This window comes from Gordonia sp. SCSIO 19800, assembly GCF_018132775.1.
Classification (GTDB): domain Bacteria; phylum Actinomycetota; class Actinomycetes; order Mycobacteriales; family Mycobacteriaceae; genus Gordonia; species Gordonia hongkongensis.
This window is the reverse complement of sequence record NZ_JAGRQM010000005.1, coordinates 141,690-162,031: the sequence shown is the minus strand read 5'-3', so window position 1 is coordinate 162,031 and position 20,342 is coordinate 141,690. Positions and strand designations below refer to the sequence as shown.

Below are 20,342 nucleotides of genomic sequence, written 5' to 3'. Positions count from 1 at the left end.
TCATTTCTTCTTGGGCTGCTGGAACTGCGACACGTCGATGCCCTCGAGACCCGGGGGCAGCTGATCGAGACCGGCCGGCATGTTCGACAGGTCCGGGAACCCGGCCGGCATGCCTCCGGGCATACCAGGGAAGCCGCCGCGCGCCGCCTTCGGCGGGGTGGGGCCGCGGCTCTTGCCCTTCTTGCCCTTCTTGCCCTTGCGGTTGGACTTGCGGTTCATCGCACCCATGCCCATGCGACCCGACATCTGCGCCATCATCTTGCGGGCCTCGAAGAACCGGTCGACGAGCTGGTTGACCTCGCTGACGGTCACACCCGACCCGTTGGCGATCCGGATGCGGCGAGAGGCGTTGATGATCTTCGGGTTGTCGCGCTCGGCGGGGGTCATGCCGCGGATGATCGCCTGCACGCGGTCGAGCTGCTTGTCGTCGACCTGCGACAGCACGTCCTTCATCTGGCCGGCGCCGGGCAGCATCCCCAGGATGTTGCCGATGGGACCCATCTTGCGGATCATCAGCATCTGCTCGAGGAAGTCCTCGAGGGTCAGCTCGCCCTGGGTGATCTTGGCGGCCGCGGCCTCGGCCTGCTGCGCATCCCAGTGCTGTTCGGCCTGCTCGATGAGCGACAACACGTCGCCCATGCCGAGGATGCGGCTGGCCATGCGGTCGGGATGGAAGACGTCGAAGTCCTCGAGCTTCTCGCCCGAGGACGCGAACATGATCGGTTGGCCGGTCACCTCGCGTACCGACAACGCCGCACCGCCGCGCGCATCGCCGTCGAGCTTGGTCAGCACGACGCCGGTGAAGCCCACACCCTCCTGGAAGGCCTCGGCGGTGGTGACGGCGTCCTGACCGATCATCGCGTCGACGACGAACAGCACCTCGTCGGGCGAGGTGGCGTTGCGGATGTCGGAGGCCTGCTTCATCAGTTCGGCGTCGATGCCGAGCCGGCCGGCGGTGTCGATGACCACCACGTCGTAGTGCTTGCTCCGCGCCTCGTCGACACCGGCCTGCGCGACCGAGACCGGATCGCCCGAGGTCACACCGAGCACACCCTCGCCGCCGACGCTCGTGCCCGGATGCGGCGCGAAGACCGGCACGCCGGCGCGCTCGCCGACGATCTGCAGCTGGGAGACCGCGCCCGGACGCTGCAGGTCACAGGCGACGAGCAGCGGCGTATGACCCTGCTGCTTGAGCCAGTTGCCCAGCTTTCCGGCGAGTGTCGTCTTACCGGCACCCTGGAGACCGGCCAACATGATGACGGTCGGGGGGTTCTTGGCGAACCGCACCCGCCGGGTCTCCCCGCCGAGGATTCCGATGAGTTCCTCGTTGACGATCTTGACGACCGTCTGCGCCGGGTTGAGTGCCGCGGAGACCTCGGCACCCTTGGCGCGCTCCTTGATCCGGGCGATGAAGGACCGGACCACCGCGAGCGAGACGTCCGCCTCGAGCAGGGCGAGCCGGATCTCGCGGCAGGTGCGGTCGATGTCGGCGTCGGACAGCCGCCCCTTGCCACGCAGATCCTTCAGAGCACCGGTTAACCGGTCGGAGAGGGAATCGAACATGGGTCCCATCCTTCCATGCGGGTCCCGGGACGGAACATCTAGGAGATCGGCACTCCGGACCGTCCCGTTCCGCCATAGGACTGCGGTCCGTCGCCGTCCTCCTCGCGCGCCGGCTGCGGCGGCGGGCAGACCGCGACGACGGCCTCGGCCAGCTTTGCCCGTGCGTCCTCGGTGTCGGTCGCCAGCCGCAGGCCGAAGATGTCGACCCCGGTGGCGCCCAGGGTCGCCACCTTGGCCCATCGGATGTCGGCGCCGTGGCGTTCCAGGACCGCACTGACCCGGCTGAGCAGGCCGATCCTGTCGTCCGAGCGGACCTCCAGCACCGCCTCACCCACCGGGGCGTCCAGCCACGTCACCCGCGGTGGCGCCACGGCGAAGAGCGCGGGTACCGCGTTCTTCGGATGCCCGGCCCCGTCGACCTCGGGATCGGTGCTCCCGGCGCTGGCGCCGATGGTCACCACGGTGCCGGGAATCGTGGTGACGGTGCCGATCGTCGGAATCGGCGAGTCCCGCTCGCGCGCGTCGAGCCGCGCGAGGACATCGATCTTGCCGTCGACGGCCGCGATCAGCTGCTGGCGCAACAGGCCGGCATCGGGCGGACTGCCGAACATCGGGACGACAAGGAACGAGTTGATCGCCTTCCCGTCGGCGCTCTGGGCACACGCCGAGTGGGACCGCAACCCGCCCAGGGCGAGGACCCCGGCCATCTTCGACAGCAGGCCGGGTTGATCAGGCGCCACCATGGTGACGCGGTACGTGTGTTGCCCGTCGGCCCGGACGAGCCGGACCGCGTAGTCCCCTTCCGCCGCCGTGGCCAGGTCCTCGGCCGTCAGCGGCTCGGGCGCGCTCGGCTCTTCGCCGTCGATGAGTCGCATCGACCGGCGGACGAGGTCGTGGATGAGCGAGGCCTTCCACTCCCCCCACACCCCCGGGCCGGTGGCCAGCGAATCCGCTTCGGCAAGTGCGGCAAGCAGTTCCAACAGCACCCGGTTGTGTCCCAGGGTGTCGGCGACCGACTCGGCGGTGGCCGGGTCGTCGAGGTCCCGGCGGGTGGCGACCTGCGGCAGCAGCAGGTGGTGCCGCACCATGTCGGAGAGGATCGCCACATCCTGCGGCCAGAGCCCGAACCGGTTGCCGACCTGAACCGCCAGATCGGCGCCGACGATGCTGTGGTCGGCACCCCGGCCCTTGCCGAGGTCGTGGATCAACGCACCGAGGACGAGCAGGTCGGGCCGGGACACCCGGGTGGTCATCGCACTCGCGTACGCCGCGGTCTCCACGAGATGCCGGTCGACGGTCCAGGTGTGGATGGCATCGCGCGGCGGGAGGTCGCGCACCGCACCCCATTCCGGCAGGAGCCGGCCCCACAGGCCGGTGCGGTCGAGTGCCTCGATCGGGTCGACCATGTGATGTCCCGAACTGAGCAGGACCAGCAGGTCGCTGAGCGCCTCGGCCGGCCACGGCTCACGCAGTTCCGGCGCGTAATCGGCCAGCCGGCTCAGCGTCGACGCGCTGATCGGCAGGCCGGTTCGGGCCGACGCGGCGGCCACCCGCAGGATGAGTCCCGGGTCTTTGCTCGGAATCGCGTTGCGCGCCAACACGATCTCCCCGCTGTGCTCGACGACGCCCTCGTCGAGCGGGCGGCGCAGCGGCGAACGCCGCAGCTTGGCCAGACCGCGACGCGGCAGGGCGTTGCCCGCGGTCCGCAGGCCGGCGTCGATGGAGTAGCTGATGGTGCGGGCCGAGTCGCTGATGACGCGGGCGAGATCGAACCGGTCCCCGATCCGGAGGGCCGCCCCGATCTCGTCGGCGTCCTGGGCCTGCACGTGCTCGCGGGGACGCCCGGCGATGCGGTGCAGTTCGGTACGGATGTCGAGGAGCCGCGTGTAGGCGACCTGCGGTCCGGCACCGGGCGAATCGGGTCGTAAGCTCGCCATCCCGCTGGTGAGCTGGGCGATCGCCAGCGCCCCCAGGAGCTGGACGTCACGCAGACCTCCCCGGCCGCTCTTGAGGTCGGGTTCGGCGCGATGTGCGATGTCGCCGGCTCGCCGCCAGCGGTCCTGCGCGTGCGTGACCACCTCGGGGAACCGATTGCGGATGTCGTTGCGCCACTGCTGGCGGACCCCGCCGATCAGCAACGTGGACAGATCCTCGTCGCCGGCTATGTGGCGCGCCTCGAGGAGGCCGAGGGCCGCGGTGACGTCGTCGCCGGCGACCTGCAAGGCCTGCGGCACCGTCCGCACACTGTGGTCGAGCGGGATGTTGGCGTCCCACAACGGGTACCAGAGTCCGTCAGCGACCTCGGACACCCGCTCGGCGGGCATGTCGTCGTGCAGCAGGATCAGATCGAGGTCGGAATACGGGAGCATCTCACCGCGACCGAGTCCGCCCACGGCGACGATCGCGAACCCGCTGTGCGGCTTGATGCCGAGTTCGGCGCCCTTGCTGGTCAGCCAGAATTCGTGCAGGTCGACGAGCACCTGGCGCAGTGCCGGTGCGTCGAGTTTTCCCGATCGGCCGGATTCGGTGAGTTGCCGTCGGGTCTTGGCCAGGTCTGCGGCGCTTACGACTGCCTCCAAAGTGTGTGGGAGAGAAGGGAACAAGAGGTGTGGAACTCCGACGGCCCCGCGCCCGACTGGTCGTCGGGCACGGGGCCGTTCACCGGGATTTCGTCGACGCCTCGGCGGGCTCGCTACAGTGCGTCGCCACCGCGCTCGCCGGTTCGGACGCGAACCACGGACTCGACCGGCGAGACCCACACCTTGCCGTCACCGATCTTGCCGGTCCGGGCGGCCTCGACGATCACGTCGACGACCTTGTCCACGGCAGCGTCGTCCACCACGACCTCGACGCGGACCTTGGGTACGAAGTCGACCGAGTACTCGGCGCCGCGATAGACCTCGGTGTGACCCTTCTGGCGGCCGTAGCCCTGGACCTCACTCACGGTCATGCCCAGGATGCCGGCCTGCTCCAACCCGGCTTTGACATCCTCGAGCGTGAACGGCTTGACGATTGCAGTGATCAGCTTCATTAGTTATCCCTCTCCACAGGATTCAGCGTAGTAGCGAATGGCTTCGAGCGTCATGCCAGCTCATAGGCCGTCTCGGCGTGTTCTGCCTCGTCGATGCCGCTCTTCTCGTCCTCGTCGCTGACTCGCCAACCCAGCGGCTTGAGCACCAGGGCGATGATCGCGGTGAGAACACCGGTGAACACGAGCGCGAACAAGGCGATCACGACCTGGACCACCAGCTGCTTGTAATCGCCACCCCAGAAGAGGCCCACGTCCTCGCCGATCAGGCCGATGGCCACCGTGCCCCAGAGGCCGGCGACGAGGTGGACACCGACGACGTCGAGCGAGTCGTCGTAGCCGAACTTGTTCTTCAGGCCGATCGCGACGGCGGCGAGAGCACCCGCGATGACACCGAGGATGAGCGAGCCGACCGGGGTCAGCGAACCACACGCGGGGGTGATGGCGACCAGACCGGCGACCACACCCGAGGCGGCGCCGACGCTGGTGGCGTGCTTGTCGCGGATGAGTTCCACCGCGAGCCAGCCGAGGATCGCCGCGGCGGTGGCAGCGGTGGTGTTGACCCACACCTGACCGGCGAGCAGATCGGCGCCCAGCTCGGAACCGACGTTGAACCCGAACCAGCCGAACCAGAGGAGTGCTGCGCCCAGCATCACGAACGGGATGTTGTGCGGACGGTAGGCGGTGCGCCCGAAGCCGACGCGCTTGCCGATGATGAGGACCAGGACCAGCGCCGCGATACCGGCGTTGATGTGCACGACCGTGCCGCCGGCGAAGTCGATCGGCGCGACGTTGGCCTCGCCGTCGGTGGTGCCGAACATCTTGGCCGCCAGACCGTCCTCACCGCCGCCGAGGAGGCCGCCGCCACCGACGAGCCCGCCCCAGACCATGTGGGACAGCGGGAAGTACACGATCGTCGCCCACAGGACGGTGAAGACCATCCAGGTGGAGAACTTGACGCGTTCGGCGAGCGCACCGCTGATGAGGGCGACGGTGATGACCGCGAAGGTCAGCTGGAATCCCATGAAGACGATCGCCGGGATGCTCAGGCCGCCGGTGACGTACATCTCGGTGTCGCCCTCGCCGATGGTGCTCATCAGCTGGTCGGACCCGAAGAGCGCGAACGGGTTCGCGAAGATGCCGCCGATGTCGCTGCTGCCGGTGATCCCGTCGCTGAACGACATCGAGAAGCCCCACAGCACGTACACGACGCTGATCGACGCGAGTGCTCCGAAGGACATCATCATCATGTTCAGGACGGACTTGCCTCGCGCCAACCCCCCGTAGAAGAACGCGAGGCCTGGGGTCATCAGCAACACGAGCGCGGCCGACACGAGCATGAATGCCGTGTTACCCGTGTCGATCGGGCCAAACGATTCGTTTGGCAACTGAGCCAACTCCACTACGAAACCTCCTCAGGATGCGCCGACGGCTCGGCGCCTCCAAAGAGATTGTCGGCAGTCGGTTTCGGCCGTGGTGCCCTGACGTTTCGGGCGCGTAACCCCCTGGGCGGTTTGTATTTCGCCCATGTAACATCCCAGTTCGGCTCCGAGCTGTCTCTCAGACTCCGCGGCCGATGTCTGACCCGACATTTCCGATCACAGATCCCGACTTCACGGCAGCGTCCGCCGGCGTCAGAGGAGGGCGTCGACGAATGCGTCCGGTTCGAAGGGCGCGAGGTCGTCCGCGCCCTCCCCCAGTCCGACGAGCTTGACCGGCACGCCGAGTTCCTTCTGGACGTGGAACACGATGCCGCCCTTGGCGGTGCCGTCCAGCTTGGTCAGCACCACGCCGGTGATGTTGACGACCTCGGCGAACACCCGGGCCTGCATCAGTCCGTTCTGTCCGACGGTCGCGTCGAGCACCAGCAGCACCTCGTCGACCGGCGCCTTCTTCTCCACGACGCGCTTGACCTTGCCCAGCTCGTCCATCAGGCCGGTCTTGGTGTGCAGCCGGCCGGCGGTGTCGATCATGACCACGTCGACGCCGCTCTCGATGCCCCGGTCGACGGCGTCGAATGCGACGGCGGCGGGATCAGCCTGTTCCTTGCCGCGCACGATCTCGGCGCCGACCCGCTCGCCCCACGTCTGCAGCTGGTCGGCGGCAGCCGCGCGGAACGTGTCCGCCGCGCCGAGCAGGACACGACGCCCGTCGGCGACCAGGACGCGTGCCAGCTTGCCGGTCGTGGTGGTCTTGCCGGTGCCGTTGACGCCGACGACGAGGACGACGGCGGGACGGCCCGCGTGTGGCAGCGCCCGGATCGACCGGTCGAGCGTCGGGTCGAGCTGCTCGACCAGGACCCGCTTGAGCAACGCCCGGGCCTCACCCGCGGTGCGGACCGGGTTGGCCGCGAGCTCGGTGCGCAGCGTCTCGACGACGGTGGCCGTCGTGGACGCACCGAGATCGGCCATCACCAGCGTGTCCTCGATCTCCTCCCAGCTGTCCTCGTCGAGATCGCCGGCGCCCAGCAGGCCCAGCACACCCTTGCCGATCGCGCCCTGTGACCGGGACAGCCGGCCGCGCAGCCGACCGATCCGGCCCGCCGTCGGCGCGATCTCGTCCAGCGGCGGCGCGGTGGTCGCCTCCGCGACATCGTCGGGTACCCGGGTCCCGGGCTCGGTCGTTGCCGGCTCGGCGGTGGCCGGTTCGGGTTCGGCGACCTCGGGCTCGGCGACCTCGGGTTGCGCGGGTGCGGCAGTGGCGGACGCGGGCTCGGCGACGTCGGGCTCCGCCGTCTCGGGCTCGACGGTTTCCGGCTCGACGGTTTCGGGGCGGGCGGTGGCAGGTTCTGCGGTCTCGGGTTCGGTGGTGTCCGGCTCGGGCAGCGACACCTCGGTGACGCCGCGCCGGATCGAATCCCGCGGCACCGCGGAGTCGTCACCGACGCCCGGCTGACCGTCGACATCGGTGCGCTCTCCGGGCGGCCGGATCACCTCGGGTGCCGGCGTCGCAGACTCCGGAGCCGGGGGTTCCGGCCTCCGTCGCGGCGGTTCCGCGAGGGCGGTGTCACCCGCGGCCTCCCCGCGACTGAAGCTGAACCCCGATCCGGCCTGGTAGCCCCCGGACCGGTCGACCTGGCGGGTCGTCCCGTCGACGATCTCCGGTTGCCGCTCGTCGGTCAGCGAGATGCGCCGGCGGCGCGACAGCACCAGCCCGAGCACGATCAGCGCGATCACGACGAGCACCGCGACGACGATGCCGATGATGATTCCGGTGTTCACTGGCTGGTGTCCTCCTGTTGACCGACGGGCATGTTCACTCCGCGCATGCGTTGCGAGATGACCGTCGTGATGCCGTCGCCGCGCATGCTGACTCCGTAGAGCGCATCCGCGACCTCCATCGTGGGCTTCTGGTGGGTGATGACGATGAGCTGGGACTTCTCCCGCAGTTGGGCGAACAACGTGATCAGTCGCCGCAGGTTGGTGTCGTCGAGCGCGGCCTCGACCTCGTCCATGACGTAAAACGGCGACGGGCGCGCGCGGAAGATCGCCACCAGCATCGCGACCGCCGTCAGGGACTTCTCCCCGCCCGAGAGCAGCGAGAGCCTCTTGACCTTCTTACCGGGCGGGCGGGCCTCGACCTCGATGCCCGTCGTGAGCATGTCGCCGGGTTCGGTCAGGACGAGCCGGCCCTCGCCGCCGGGGAACAAGGTCTGGAAGACCTGGCCGAACTCGCGTTCCACGTCGGCGTACGCCTCGGTGAACACCTGCAGAATCCGGGCGTCGACCTCTTCCACGACGTCGAGGAGGTCCTTGCGGGCCGCCTTGACGTCCTCGAGCTGCGACGACAGGAAGTTGTACCGCTCTTCGAGAGCGGCGAACTCCTCGAGCGCCAGCGGGTTCACCTTGCCGAGCGTGTTGAGATCCTTCTGTGCCTTCTTGGCGCGGGCCTCCTGCGTCGCCCGGTTGTAGGGCATCGGGGCCGGTGCGACGACCTGCTCGCCGCGTTCCCGGGCCTGCTCGTACTCGGCCATCTCCAGCGCCGATGGGGGCATCGGCACGTCGGGGCCGTACTCGGCGATCAGATCGTCGGGCGCCATCGCGAAGGTCTCGAGGACCTGTTCCTCGAGCTGTTCGATCCGCAGCGCGACCTGGGCCCGCGCCACCTCGTCGCGGTGGACGGTGTCGCGCAGCGAATTGAGCGTGGTCGTCAGTTCGCCAGCCCGCACCCGGAGCGCGTCGAGGGTCGCGGTGCGGGCGGTCCGGATCTCCTCGAGTTCGTCGCGCCCGGCCTGCGCCGAGGCCACCGCCGCGGCGAGACGCTCACTGACCTGGGCACCGGCGCGTTCGACGGTAGCCGCGACCCCGGCGGCCTGCCGTCGGATCTCGTCCTGCCGACGAGCCCGCTCGCGTGCCTCGCGCTCGCGCTGTGCGGCCCGCCGCAGCGAGTCCGCCTTGCCCCGGACCGACGCCAGGCGTTCCTCGGCTGTCCGCAGGGTCAGGCGCGCCTCCATCTCGGCGCTGCGTGCCACGCCGACGGCGGTCGCGGCGTTCGCGCGGTCGGTGTCGTCGGCGGACATCTCGGTCCCCACCTCGGACTCATCGCGGGCGAGACGCAATCGCTCGGTGAGTTCCTGCAGGTTCTCGAGGGTTTCCTCGCGGCCCTTCTCGAGCAGATTCCGCTGTCGGGTCAGCTTGTCGGCCTCGGCACGCGAGGCTCTGATCTCCTGGCCCAGCCGGGCCATCTGCTCATAAGCGGCGCCGACGCCGGCGTCGGACTCGTGCAGCGCCGCGAGCGCCTCCTCGGCCGCCTCCCGCCGATCGTGCTGCTCGGTGAGCGCACCGGCGAGCGCCGCCTTGAGTTCTTCGACGCGCCTGCGGGTCGAGGCGAGTTCGGCGGTCGCCGCATCGATCGCCGACTGGACCTCCAGCGTGGAGGGGCGGCGTGACGAACCGCCCTCGACCGACGCCGCCGAGATGCGGTCGCCGGCGGGCGTCACCGCGCGCACGCCGAGACGGCGGGCGAGTTCGAGCCCCTGCGCGGGATCGTCGACGATGACGGTGTCGGCCAGGACGGTGTCGATCGCACCGCGGATCTCCGGGCGGGTGTCGACCACCGAGGCCGCCCACCTCGCCCCGTCGGGCAGCGGGACGTCGCTCGATCGGTCCGGGCCGGTGAGTCCGCCGCAGATCAGCGCGGCCCGTCCCCCGTCGCCCGATTTCAGGGCCGCCAGCGCCCGCACCGCGGCGATCCCGTCCACGGTGACGATGCCGTCCACGGCGGGTCCGAGCGCCCCGGCGATGGCCGTCTCGAAACCCGCTTCGACCGTGACCAGCTCCGACATCGGTCCGAGCAGGCCGTCGGGCGCGTTCTCCAGGAGCCATGCGCCGCCGTCGCCCCGCTCGAGTCCCATGGCGAGTGCGTCCACCCGGGCCGACAAGGAGGCGATGGCGTGCTCGGCGTCGCGGTGCGCGGCCTGCAAGGTGGCCACGCGCTCGTTGGACAGGTTCAGCGCGGCCACGCATCGTTCGTGGTGTTCGTCGAGCGCCTGTTCGGCGGCTTCCAGCTGTGCCAGCTCGCTTGCCGCCGAATCCTGTTGCGTGACTGCGACTTCGGCGCGTTCGGTGGCGGCCGAGATGGCCGCGGTGAGGCGGTGCGCCTCGGCGTCGACCGACTCCGAACGCGTCCGCAGGTTGTCCACCTGCCCTTCGAGGCGCGCCAGACCCTCGCGACGGTCGGCGATGGCCCGGACGGCCGCGAGGTGAGCCGCCTCGGCCGCCTCCGCGATCGACTCGCGTTCGCCGAGCACCTCGCGGGCGCTCTCGAGCTGTTCGGCGGCGATCTCGACACCCTCGGTCAGCTCGGCTTCGAGTTCGGCGGCCTCGAGGGCCTGCTCGTCGAGCTCCTCCGGGTCGGGCCCGGACGCCTCGCTCGGCGGCTCGCTGAGGTACCGGCTGCGTTCGGCGGCCACCCGGCGGGTCGCGTCGACGCGCTCGGCGAGCGCCGACAACCGGAACCAGGCGCGGTTGGCCGCGGCCGCGGCGGGCGTGATCTCGGCGAGATGCTGTTCGTGTTCGGTCACTTCCGCGTTCGCACGGTCGAGTTCGGCGGCCACCTCGTCCTGCCGACGCCGGACCTCGTCCTCGACGGCGGCGTGTTCGGCCATCTCGGCGCGGCGGGTGACGAGGTCGTCGGCGGCCAGGCGCAACCGGGCGTCGCGGAGATCGGCCTGGACGGTCTGGGCCCGGCGGGCGACCTCGGCCTGGCGTCCCAGTGGTTTGAGCTGACGACGGAGTTCGGCCGTCAGATCGTTCAGACGCGCCAGGTTGGCCTGCATCGCGTCGAGCTTGCGGACCGCTTTTTCCTTGCGCTTGCGGTGTTTGAGGACCCCGGCCGCCTCTTCGATGAACGCGCGGCGGTCCTCGGGCCGGGACTCGAGGATCGCCGACAACCGTCCCTGGCCGACGATCACGTGCATCTCGCGACCGATACCGGAGTCCGACAGCAGCTCCTGCACGTCCATGAGGCGACAGGAGCTGCCGTTGATCTCGTACTCGCCGGCGCCGTCGCGGAACATCCGGCGCGTGATGGACACCTCGGAGTACTCGATCGGCAGCGCCCCGTCGGCGTTGTCGATGGTGAGGGTGACCTCGGCGCGGCCCAGCGGAGGACGGCCCGAGGTGCCGGCGAAGATGACGTCCTGCATCTTCCCGCCGCGCAGTGCTTTGGCGCCCTGCTCGCCCATCACCCAGGTCAGGGCGTCGACGACGTTCGACTTACCGGAGCCGTTGGGACCGACGACGCACGTGATACCCGGCTCGAAGCGCAGGGTCGTCGCCGAGGCGAACGACTTGAAGCCCTTCAGGGTCAGGCTTTTGAGGTGCACGACGGTACAGACTACTCACCATCGCGACGTGTTTCGGCTCTCCTCACCGTTCGACGAAGCCGTCGAGGTCCCCGCGCGGTTCATCCACACGCTCGACCACCAGGTCCACCCGTCCGGGCGTGGTTCCCGACCGGAGCGCGTCGAGCAGGGCGAGGGCCTTGTCCCGTGGCCCCTCGGCAACGACCAGCACCCGGCCGTCGGCCCGGTTCGACGCGTAACCGACGAGCCCTAGTTCGAGAGCACGCGCTCTGGTCCACCACCGGAAGCCCACGCCCTGCACGTGCCCGTGCACGTGCGCGGTGAGCCGGACGCGGTCGGTGCCGTCCTCGCTCATGCGGTCACTCCGTCTCGATCCGCAGATCCACCTCGGCGCCGGCCTTCACCGTGCGCCCGACCGTGCACACCGCGTCGATGGCGCGTTCGACGACGACGAGCAACCGGGCCGCGGCGTCGGGCTCGAGTTCGGACAGGTCGATCTCGAGGATCTCCTCGATGCGCGGGTACACCTCGTTCTCGCGGTCGGCGTCGCCGCTGACGCGGATCGTCGCGTCGTAGTCGTCACCGAGGCGTCGCGCCAGCGGCCGGTCCGACGACATGCCGGTGCAGGCGGCCAGCGCGATCTTGAGAAGTTCACCCGGGGTGAAGACGCCCTCGACGTCCTGCGAGCCAATCAGCACCTCCGCGCCGCGCGAGCTGCGACCGGTGTACCGGCGCGTGCCGGTTCGCTCGACCCACAGATCGGTGTGGGCCTGGTCGGCGGGAACCCCGGACGCGGGGGCAGTTGCTTCGGTGGTCATCGAAGACGGGTCCTCTCAAGATGTTGTCGGCCGGCGCCGCCGGCATCGCGACCAATAGTAAGAGCCCCGGCACGTCGATTGTTCCCGGCGCATGTCTGCCGAGGTGAGTCTGCCTGGTGGCTAAGGTCTTCCGCATGCGTCGCAGAACCGCAATCACGAGGACCCACCGACCGACGATGCACGTGCTGGATCCGTTGAGCCGTCGGTGGTGGCGAGCGGTCGGCCGGCGGGTCGACATGTCGACGCCTGAGTTCGCATTCCTGGGCGCGCCGCACAATGGCCGGCACGAGGTCGGCGACGCCTGGCTGCGCCAGTACGAGAAGCAGGGTGCGGTCGCGCCGCCGTCGCCGACCGCCGGCCTGTTCGAAGACATGGCAGTGCTCGACGGACCGGACTTCCGGGCGTCAGCGCTGCACCCCGCGGTGCGAGACTTCTACGAACGGACCGGATCGTGGCGGATGGAGGTCTGGTCGCAGTGGAACCCGCTGTTCGCACCCGGCGGGATGGCGGTCGCAGCGTTGTTCGGGCGGCGCGTCGAACAACTCGCTCTGCCGACCGAACCGCTATCTGTCAGCCGTGGCATGTCCAGCGAGATCCGGGTCGTCACCGACCACTCAGGACACAGAGTGGGCGCGGCGTGGCTGCGACGGCTCCGCCTGGACAATTCCCCTGTGTACAGCGGGTTCTATCGATCGGCTTCGCTTCCAGGACAACCGCAGCCGCACGTCGCCGTCGCGTTTCCCCTGGAACTCGGCAACATCCACGTTTTCCTTGCTCCACGCGCCGAGGCCGACCGGACGCTCACCTTGGCGTCGCGATCTCGGCGATTCGGGGAGGACGGCGCTTATGTGTCGGTGCGGTTCGGCGACCAGTGGTATTCGGCGCAGCCGCCGCTACGGGAATCCTTCCGGGTCTATGTCGACGAGGAAGGCGTACTCCGCGCCGATCATGAACTGAAGGTCGGACGTTTCCGCGCGCTTCGCCTGCACTACCGCCTCGAACACCAGGCCTGATACTCCCGATGCATCATCGCCGCGAATACCGGGACGGTCAGCCCGGGTTCGCCTTCGGCGGCCGCTGGCATCGCGGACACGAGAACGAGCCACGGTTCATGAACTGCTCGCGGCGCATGATCGCGCCGCACCGACGACACGGCTCCCCCGCCCGTCCGTAGGCGTTCAGGGACCGCTCGAAGTAGCCGGACTGTCCGTTGACGTTCACGTAGAGCGCGTCGAACGAGGTACCGCCGACCTTCAGCGCATCCGCCATCACGTCGGTGACGGCATCGATGAGTTCGCGCAGTTTCTTGCGACTGATCGTCTCGGCGATCCGCGCGCCGTGCAGGCGCGCGCGCCAGAGCGCCTCGTCGGCGTAGATGTTGCCGACGCCGGAGATCACCGTCTGATCCAGCAGGACCCGTTTGATCTCGGAGTGTTTGGCGCGCATGCGATCCACCACGCGGACGGGATCGAAGGCCGGGTCGAACGGATCGGTTGCGATGTGCGCCACCGAGACCGGGATGTCGGCGGGCGACGGGTCGGTCGTGTCCGTACTCCCCGAGGGCGCGTACACGTCGGGTGTGTAGTCGTCGAGATGCCAACCCCCGAAGGTCCGCTGATCGACGAAGCGGAGTTCGTTCTCGTCGTCGAGGACCGCGCGGATCCGCAGGTGCGTGTGGTCGGGGGTTCCGGTCCGGGCGATCAGCATCTGGCCGCTCATCCCGAGGTGGACGACGAGCGCCGCACGGTCGGCGGAGTCGGCGACATCGATCCACAGGTACTTGCCGCGGCGCCGGACGCCGGTCACCCGCTTGCCGGCGAGCCGACCGATCAGATCCGGCTCACCGCCGGCGTGACGACGGACCGCGCGCGGATGAAGGACCTCGGTCGAGGCCACCACCCGACCGACGAGATGGGTCTCGAGACCGATGCGGACGGTCTCGACCTCGGGGAGTTCAGGCATCGCGGATCGCGAAAAGCCGGCTGACAGAAGGGTTCACGACGCTGACGCGCGCTCGGTCAGCACTTTCCAGGCGTGTGCGGCGGCCTGCTGCTCCGCTTCCTTCTTGGTCCGGCCGACACCCTCGCCGAGGCTCTCGCCGGCGACCAGCGCGGTCGCGGTGAACTCCTTGTTGTGGTCGGGACCGGTCGCGCTGATCTGATACTGCGGCGGACCGAACCCGCGCTCCGAACTCAACTCCTGCAGCGACGTCTTCCAGTCCAGCCCTGCGCCGAGGTTGCCGGCACGTTCGAGGCGCTCGTCGAACAGACGCAGGATGACACGCTGCGAGGTCTCGAGTCCGTGACTGAGGAAGACCGCGCCGAACAGCGACTCCAGACCATCGGCCAGGATCGAGTCCTTGTCGCGCCCGCCGGTCATCTCCTCGCCGCGGCCGAGGAACAGGTACTTGCCCAGACCGCCCTCGTCCCCGAGACCACGCGCGACGTCGGCGAGCGCATGCATGTTGACGACGCTGGCCCGGATCTTCGCCAGCTCACCCTCGGGTCGATCGGGATAACGCAGGTAGAGACGCTGGGTGATGACGACACCGAGCACCGAGTCTCCGAGGAACTCCAGGCGCTCGTTGGTCGGCAGACCGCCGTGTTCATACGCGTAGGAACGATGGGTCAGTGCCAGCGTCAGCAGGTCGTCGGGAATGTCGGTGTCCAGCGCGTCGAGCAGGGCCGCACGCGGACCGTCCGCACGCACGGCCTCAGTCACGATGTCGTTCCGGGTCGGGGTCGTTTGCGGCACCGTCCGTCGGCGAATCGTCCTTCCCGAGGTCGGCGAACTTGTCGGCGAGTCCGGCCCAGCGCGGGTCGATGACCTCGTGGGAGTGACCCGGTTCGGCGATGGCCAGACGCACCCCGCAGGTCTGGCACAGACCCTCGCAGTCCGACGAACAGAGGGGCGACATCGGCAGTTCGAGTGCCACGGCGTCGATGATCGACTGTTCGAGGTCGATACGGTCGTCGGCGATGCGATGGATGTCGTCGGCGTCGGTGGTCTGCTCGGTCGCGCTGTCCGGGTAGGCGAACAACTCGGTGAGGAAGACCGTCACCGTGCCGTCGATCGGCTCGAGGCAGCGCGAGCACTGACCGACGGTTTCACCGCACACCGTCCCGGTCACCAGGATTCCCTCGGACACCGCCTCCAGACGGAGGTCGAGGTCGACATCGGAATCCGCTGGGATCCCGACCATCTCGACGCCCAGCCGTTCGGGTGTCCGGACAGTACGGTGCACCTCCGACATCGTGCCCGGGCGGCGTCCCATCGAACGCACATCCAGCACGAAGGGCTCGCGCCTGGGAGTAGAACCGGGACCGTGCGACGGCTCTGATGTCACAGCATGATCAGCCACAAACGCCCACCATACGCTCGCACCCGGGAATGATCGACCGACGCCGGCGGCGAGTGGACAGCCGGGTCGACGAGCGTGTCACACCGCGAGCGGCGAACCGTGGTCACGGTCGTAGGTGTGGCGGGCCGAGGTCTCGCGCGAGCGGGGATCGTCGCCACGGGACTCGCGCGAACGCGCACCGTCGCCACGCCCGGACTCGTCGACACCACGGGGGTACTCGACATAGTCGTGCATGCCGGCGCCGGTCCGTAGCTGGTGCCGACCCCGGTTCACCGATCGCAGCGTGCCGGTCAGGATCTCTTCGAACTGGGCGAGCTTCTCGTCCACGTAGACGTCACAGTCACCGCGCAGGCGGTCGGCCTCGGCGTGCGCGGCGTCGATGATCCGCTCGGCCTCGGACTTCGCCGCACCGACGACCTCGGTCTCGGAGACGAGGCGCTGCTGCTCGGCGATACCGTCGGCCACCGACTTGTCGTAGGAGTTGTTGGCGGCGTCGATGGTGCGCTGCGCCTCGGCCCGCGCCCGACCGGTGACGGCCTCGAACTCGCGCGCCGCGCTGGTCTGCAGACGGTGTGCCTCCTCGGCGGCGTCCTCCACCAGCGAGCTCGAGTGCGCGCTCGCCTCGTCGACCATACGGTCGGCCTGCGCCTTCGCCTCGGAGAGGATCCGGTCGGCCTCGGCGCGAGCGTGCGCGAGGACCGCCTCGGACTCCGAATCCGCCTTGGACACCGTCGTCTCGGCGTGCTCGCGGGCATCACCGATCAGCGTGTCACGCTGGTCGAGGACATCCTGCGCGTCGTCGAGCTCGCCGGGGATGGAGTCCTTGATGTCGTCGAGGAGTTCCAGCACGTCACCGCGCGGCACGACGCACCCGGCGGTCATCGGCACACTCCGCGCCTCTTCGACGATCGCGACCAGCTCGTCGAGAGCCTCAAATACCCGGTACACAGCCACCCCAATCCGGCGCTTGCCTGGTTGCAACAGTTGGTGATTCTGTGACTATTGTGCCGAATGTTGCGCTTGTGACTCGTGAAGCGCGTGGGGTGTGTCGCGCCCGACCGAGGGTCAGGCCGAGAGCTCGCCGGACAGCCGGCTCATCAGGCTCTTGTGGACATGTGCGGACAAAAAGGGCGTCACGTCTCCCCCCAGCTTCGCCACCTCCTTCACCAGCGAGCTCGAGACATGGGCGAATCGCGGGTCGGTCAGCAGGAAGATCGTCTCCACATCGGCGAGCTCGCGGTTCATCTGGGCCATCGGCACCTCGTAGTCGAAGTCGACGGCGGAGCGCAGCCCCTTCACGATGGTGTGGATCGACTCCTGCCGCAGGTAGTCGACGAGCAGGCCCTCCCACCGGTCCACCCGCACATTCGCCAGGTCCGCACAGTCCTCTTCGATGAGTTCGATCCGCTCGTCCACACCGAACATGCCTCGCTTGTTGGGGTTGACCACCACGGTGATCACGACCTCGTCGAAACACGCCGCAGCGCGTTCCACCACGTATCGGTGGCCGAGGGTGAAGGGATCGAAGGAACCGGGACACACTGCCGTCGTCATGGCCCGAACTTACCGGTCAGACCAGGCGGGCAATCTCCACCCGGGTGTCGCCATAGGACTTGTCGACGACCACCTCGTATTCGGATGGCCAGATCTCGCCGGTGGACCGCGTCGAGCGTTCGACGACGATCAGCGCGTCGTCGTCCAGGTGTGACCGCAGCAGCGCCAGGTCCGCGGTGATCCGGTCGGCCTGGAGGTCGTACGGCGGATCGGAGAAGACGAGGCCGAACCGCCGTTCCGCGGCGCCGGCGAGGTAGGCCGACACCGTGCGCGTATGTACGGTGGCGTTCGGGGCCACCCCACAGGCCCGCACGTTGGCGGATATCGTGACCGCGGCCCGGCGCCCGAAGTCGACGAACGTCGCCCCTGCAGCACCACGCGAGATCGCCTCGAGACCCAGCGCCCCCGATCCCGCGTACAGGTCGAGGACCCAGACTCCGTCCAGATCGGATCGGGCGGCCAACATGTTGAACACCGATTCGCGAACCCGGTCAGAAGTGGGCCGGGTACCCTCGCCCGGAACACGCAGTCGGCGCCCACCCAGCCGGCCGGCGATGATCCTCGTCATGAGGCCATTCTGCAACCCCGGAAGCCACCCGAACCAATCCGGAATCACGTCTTTGTGACCCGCTTCACATTGCATGTCTGAACAGGGACAAGGTAGGCGTTCCGCGGACCAATTTCCGCAGGTACATGACTTCTACGACACGCATTGTTAACGTCGATTGCGTTATGAGCCCTTCCCAAACAAGAACGGCCCCGACAACAACCCTCACCGTCGATTACCGGGTTCCCACGGTCGACGACGGTATCCGCCTCTGGGAAATCGCGTCGGACTCACAGGTTCTCGACGTCAACTCGAGCTACGCCTACGTGCTGTGGTGCCACGATTTCGCCACGACCTCGATCGTCGCCGAAGTCGATGGCCGCGCAGTCGGTTTCGTCACCGGCTACCGGCGGCAGAGCGACCCCTCCACCCTGATGGTCTGGCAGGTCGCCGTAGACGACGAGGTGCGCGGACACGGCATCGCGGCGAAAATGCTGCACGAGCTGTTCGACCGCGTCAACCGTCAGGGCATGGTCGCCATGCACACGACAATCAGCCCGGACAACGTCCCGTCCCAACGCTTGTTCGCCTCGGTGGCCAAGGCCCGCGGACTTCGTTTCGAGCGTCGAGACCTGTTCGCGGCGAACGCATTCCCCGACTCCCACGCGCGGGAAGATCTCTACATGCTCGAGCCGGAGATCCCCGAGCCCTGAGTCCGGCGCGATCCCGGTCGTCGTCTTGGACCACAGGGCCGACGCCTCAGATGCGGCACGCGCGCAAGGTTTCCATCCTGCCGACCCCGTAATCGGTTGTCCCGCATGACATCCCGACCAAAGGCCGACCCCAGCCCGTGGGGCTCAGCCGAACCCGGCGATCGCGATGACGCGACCCCGAGCCGGACACATGAACCCCACGTTGTCACACCAGAAGGAAGCACACGACATGCCACTTCTCGACACCCACATGGACGATTCAGTCTTCACCGCCCACGAATCCGAGGTGCGCAGCTACTGCCGTAACTGGCCGGCTGTGTTCACCACCGCCAAGGGCTCCTACATCACCGATCAGGACGGCCGCGAATACCTCGACTTCTTCGCGGGCGCCGGGTCCTTGAACTACGGCCACAACAATCCGGTTCTGAAGAAGGCCCTCCTGGAGTACATCGAGTCCGACGGCATCACCCACGGTCTCGACATGGCGACCGTCGCCAAGGGGAACTTCATCGAGAAGTTCACCAGCCACATCCTCGAGCCGCGCGGACTCGCCTACAAGATCCAGTTCCCCGGCCCGACGGGTACCAATGCCGTCGAGTCGGCACTCAAGCTGGCGCGCAAGGTGACTGGTCGCGAGTCGATCATCAGCTTCACCAACGCCTTCCACGGCATGACGCTCGGATCGCTGTCGGTGACCGGTAACTCGATGAAGCGTGCCGGCGCTGGTATCCCGCTCGTCCATGCGACGCCCATGCCGTTCGACAACTACTTCGGCGGCGTCATGGAGGACTTCGCCTGGTTCGAGCGTGTGCTCGACGACTCGGGCAGCGGCCTGAACCGCCCGGCGGCGGTGATCGTCGAGACCGTCCAGGGCGAGGGCGGCGTGAACGTCGCTCGTGCCGAGTGGCTGCGGGCCCTCTCCGACCTGTGCCAGCGTCGCGACATCCTGCTGATCGTCGACGATGTGCAGATGGGCTGTGGCCGCACCGGCGAGTTCTTCTCGTTCGAGGAAGCCGGCATCAAGCCCGACATCGTCACCCTGTCGAAGTCGATCAGCGGCTACGGGCTGCCGTTCGCGCTGACCCTGTTCAAGCCCGAGCTCGACGTGTGGACCCCCGGCGAGCACAACGGCACCTTCCGCGGGAACAACCCGGCCTTCGTGACCGCCGCCAAGGCGATCGAGACCTACTGGGCCGACGACGCGCTGACCCGCGACATCCATGCCAAGGGCGAGCGGATCCACGAGGTCTTCACCGACCTGTGCAACCGCTACGACGGCATCTCCACCCGGGGGCGTGGCATGGTGCGCGGACTCGCGTTCGAGGACCATACCGCCGCGGGCAAGGTCTGCGCGCAGGCCTTCGGCGCGGGACTCTTGGCCGAGACGTCGGGCCCGTCCGACGAGGTGGTGAAGCTGCTCCCGCCGCTGACCATCTCGCGCGAGGACCTCGACCGCGGCCTGTCCATCCTGTCCGATGCAGTCAAGGAGGTGATCGGATGATCGTCCGAACCACTGAAGAAATCACCGGGACCGACCGCGACGTCGCCGACCCCAAGGGCAACTGGGTCTCCAAGCGCATCATCCTCGGCGGCGACAATGTGGGCTTCTCGTTCCACGAGACCACGATCAAGGCCGGCTCGGTCAACGAGTTCCACTACGCCAACCATGTCGAGGCCGTCTGGCTCGTCGAAGGCACCGGCACGCTCCTCGACCGAGAGACCGGCGAGACCTATCCGCTCGCGCCGGGCACGATGTACCTGCTGAACGGCCACGAGCGGCACACCGTCACCGCCGACACCGAGATGCGCATGCTGTGCGTGTTCAACCCGCCTGTCGTGGGCACCGAAGTCCACGACGAGAACGGCGTGTATCCGCTGGTGACCGTGCCGCAGCCGGCCGGCAAGCACGCGGAGACGCCCGTCACCTGACGGCTCTCGCAGACACCTTGAGTA

The 20,342-nt window shown here is 68.5% G+C and carries 18 protein-coding genes; 4 read left to right on the top strand and 14 right to left on the bottom strand.

All coding sequences use genetic code 11. The annotated features are described in order from the left end of the window. From ffh to KB201_RS08100, 8 genes are all read right to left on the bottom strand, one after another. Nucleotides 1-1,563, bottom strand: coding sequence for a signal recognition particle protein (gene ffh / locus KB201_RS08135; protein WP_078112243.1), 1,563 nt, complete (start codon nt 1,561-1,563; stop codon nt 1-3). Between the two features lie 38 nt (nt 1,564-1,601). Next, the gene (locus KB201_RS08130; RefSeq protein WP_078112242.1) at nt 1,602-4,142 is read right to left on the bottom strand and encodes a [protein-PII] uridylyltransferase; all 2,541 of its coding nucleotides are present in this window, start codon (nt 4,140-4,142) and stop codon (nt 1,602-1,604) included. Between the two features lie 113 nt (nt 4,143-4,255). After that, on the bottom strand, nt 4,256-4,594 hold the full coding sequence (locus tag KB201_RS08125) for a P-II family nitrogen regulator (protein ID WP_004572306.1): 339 nt from the start codon (nt 4,592-4,594) through the stop codon (nt 4,256-4,258). Nucleotides 4,595-4,644: 50 nt separating this feature from the next. Next, nucleotides 4,645-5,994, bottom strand: coding sequence for an ammonium transporter (locus KB201_RS08120; RefSeq protein WP_176455891.1), 1,350 nt, complete (start codon nt 5,992-5,994; stop codon nt 4,645-4,647). A 231-nt stretch (nt 5,995-6,225) separates the two neighbouring features. Next, complete coding sequence (gene ftsY, locus KB201_RS08115) at nt 6,226-7,812, bottom strand: signal recognition particle-docking protein FtsY (RefSeq protein ID WP_078112240.1); 1,587 nt, start codon at nt 7,810-7,812, stop codon at nt 6,226-6,228. After that, entirely contained in the window at nt 7,809-11,417 is a 3,609-nt protein-coding gene (smc, locus tag KB201_RS08110) for a chromosome segregation protein SMC (protein WP_078112239.1), read from the bottom strand. The genes ftsY and smc overlap by 4 nt, the downstream gene beginning before the upstream one ends. A gap of 43 nt (nt 11,418-11,460) precedes the next feature. Continuing rightward, complete coding sequence (locus KB201_RS08105) at nt 11,461-11,751, bottom strand: acylphosphatase (RefSeq protein ID WP_058250072.1); 291 nt, start codon at nt 11,749-11,751, stop codon at nt 11,461-11,463. Between the two features lie 4 nt (nt 11,752-11,755). Beyond that, on the bottom strand, nt 11,756-12,214 hold the full coding sequence (locus tag KB201_RS08100) for an OsmC family protein (protein ID WP_058250071.1): 459 nt from the start codon (nt 12,212-12,214) through the stop codon (nt 11,756-11,758). 134 nt (nt 12,215-12,348) lie between these two features. Here KB201_RS08100 and KB201_RS08095 point away from each other — a divergent pair, with 134 nt between their 5' ends. Further along, nucleotides 12,349-13,227: a hypothetical protein gene (locus KB201_RS08095; protein ID WP_078112238.1), complete on the top strand. Its 879-nt coding sequence runs from the start codon at nt 12,349-12,351 to the stop codon at nt 13,225-13,227. A 37-nt stretch (nt 13,228-13,264) separates the two neighbouring features. Here KB201_RS08095 and mutM read toward each other — a convergent pair whose 3' ends face one another. The 6 genes from mutM to rsmD form a co-directional block, all read right to left on the bottom strand. After that, nucleotides 13,265-14,176, bottom strand: coding sequence for a bifunctional DNA-formamidopyrimidine glycosylase/DNA-(apurinic or apyrimidinic site) lyase (mutM, locus tag KB201_RS08090; RefSeq protein ID WP_078112237.1), 912 nt, complete (start codon nt 14,174-14,176; stop codon nt 13,265-13,267). 33 nt (nt 14,177-14,209) lie between these two features. After that, on the bottom strand, nt 14,210-14,935 hold the full coding sequence (gene rnc / locus KB201_RS08085; protein ID WP_065628999.1) for a ribonuclease III: 726 nt from the start codon (nt 14,933-14,935) through the stop codon (nt 14,210-14,212). Further along, on the bottom strand, nt 14,928-15,560 hold the full coding sequence (locus KB201_RS08080; protein WP_171011583.1) for a DUF177 domain-containing protein: 633 nt from the start codon (nt 15,558-15,560) through the stop codon (nt 14,928-14,930). The genes rnc and KB201_RS08080 overlap by 8 nt, the downstream gene beginning before the upstream one ends. Nucleotides 15,561-15,653: 93 nt before the next feature. Then, entirely contained in the window at nt 15,654-16,523 is an 870-nt protein-coding gene (locus KB201_RS08075; protein WP_078112236.1) for a DivIVA domain-containing protein, read from the bottom strand. A 117-nt stretch (nt 16,524-16,640) separates the two neighbouring features. Further along, the gene (gene coaD, locus KB201_RS08070) at nt 16,641-17,129 is read right to left on the bottom strand and encodes a pantetheine-phosphate adenylyltransferase (protein WP_078112235.1); all 489 of its coding nucleotides are present in this window, start codon (nt 17,127-17,129) and stop codon (nt 16,641-16,643) included. Between the two features lie 16 nt (nt 17,130-17,145). Continuing rightward, nucleotides 17,146-17,697, bottom strand: a complete 552-nt coding sequence (gene rsmD / locus KB201_RS08065) for a 16S rRNA (guanine(966)-N(2))-methyltransferase RsmD (protein WP_078112234.1) — start codon at nt 17,695-17,697, stop codon at nt 17,146-17,148. 164 nt (nt 17,698-17,861) lie between these two features. Between rsmD and ectA the strand changes: the two genes are divergently transcribed. The 3 genes from ectA to KB201_RS08050 all read left to right on the top strand — a co-directional run bounded on the left by ectA (nt 17,862) and on the right by KB201_RS08050 (nt 20,318). Beyond that, nucleotides 17,862-18,389, top strand: a complete 528-nt coding sequence (gene ectA / locus KB201_RS08060; RefSeq protein WP_078112233.1) for a diaminobutyrate acetyltransferase — start codon at nt 17,862-17,864, stop codon at nt 18,387-18,389. A 229-nt stretch (nt 18,390-18,618) separates the two neighbouring features. After that, nucleotides 18,619-19,890 (top strand): diaminobutyrate--2-oxoglutarate transaminase, encoded by a 1,272-nt coding sequence (gene ectB, locus KB201_RS08055; protein WP_078112436.1) that lies wholly within the window; start codon nt 18,619-18,621, stop codon nt 19,888-19,890. Further along, nucleotides 19,887-20,318: an ectoine synthase gene (locus KB201_RS08050; protein ID WP_058250063.1), complete on the top strand. Its 432-nt coding sequence runs from the start codon at nt 19,887-19,889 to the stop codon at nt 20,316-20,318. The genes ectB and KB201_RS08050 overlap by 4 nt, the downstream gene beginning before the upstream one ends. Nucleotides 20,319-20,342: the final 24 nt, after the last annotated feature.

Coding starts and splice junctions, on each gene's coding strand:
- ectB (WP_078112436.1), top strand. CDS start 18,619: ATGCCACTTCTCGACACCCACATGGACGATTCAGTCTTCACCGCCCAC.
- ffh (WP_078112243.1), bottom strand. CDS start 1,563: ATGTTCGATTCCCTCTCCGACCGGTTAACCGGTGCTCTGAAGGATCTG.
- rsmD (WP_078112234.1), bottom strand. CDS start 17,697: ATGACGAGGATCATCGCCGGCCGGCTGGGTGGGCGCCGACTGCGTGTT.
- KB201_RS08105 (WP_058250072.1), bottom strand. CDS start 11,751: ATGAGCGAGGACGGCACCGACCGCGTCCGGCTCACCGCGCACGTGCAC.
- KB201_RS08095 (WP_078112238.1), top strand. CDS start 12,349: ATGCGTCGCAGAACCGCAATCACGAGGACCCACCGACCGACGATGCAC.
- KB201_RS08125 (WP_004572306.1), bottom strand. CDS start 4,594: ATGAAGCTGATCACTGCAATCGTCAAGCCGTTCACGCTCGAGGATGTC.
- KB201_RS08100 (WP_058250071.1), bottom strand. CDS start 12,214: ATGACCACCGAAGCAACTGCCCCCGCGTCCGGGGTTCCCGCCGACCAG.
- coaD (WP_078112235.1), bottom strand. CDS start 17,129: ATGACGACGGCAGTGTGTCCCGGTTCCTTCGATCCCTTCACCCTCGGC.
- KB201_RS08050 (WP_058250063.1), top strand. CDS start 19,887: ATGATCGTCCGAACCACTGAAGAAATCACCGGGACCGACCGCGACGTC.
- mutM (WP_078112237.1), bottom strand. CDS start 14,176: ATGCCTGAACTCCCCGAGGTCGAGACCGTCCGCATCGGTCTCGAGACC.
- ectA (WP_078112233.1), top strand. CDS start 17,862: ATGAGCCCTTCCCAAACAAGAACGGCCCCGACAACAACCCTCACCGTC.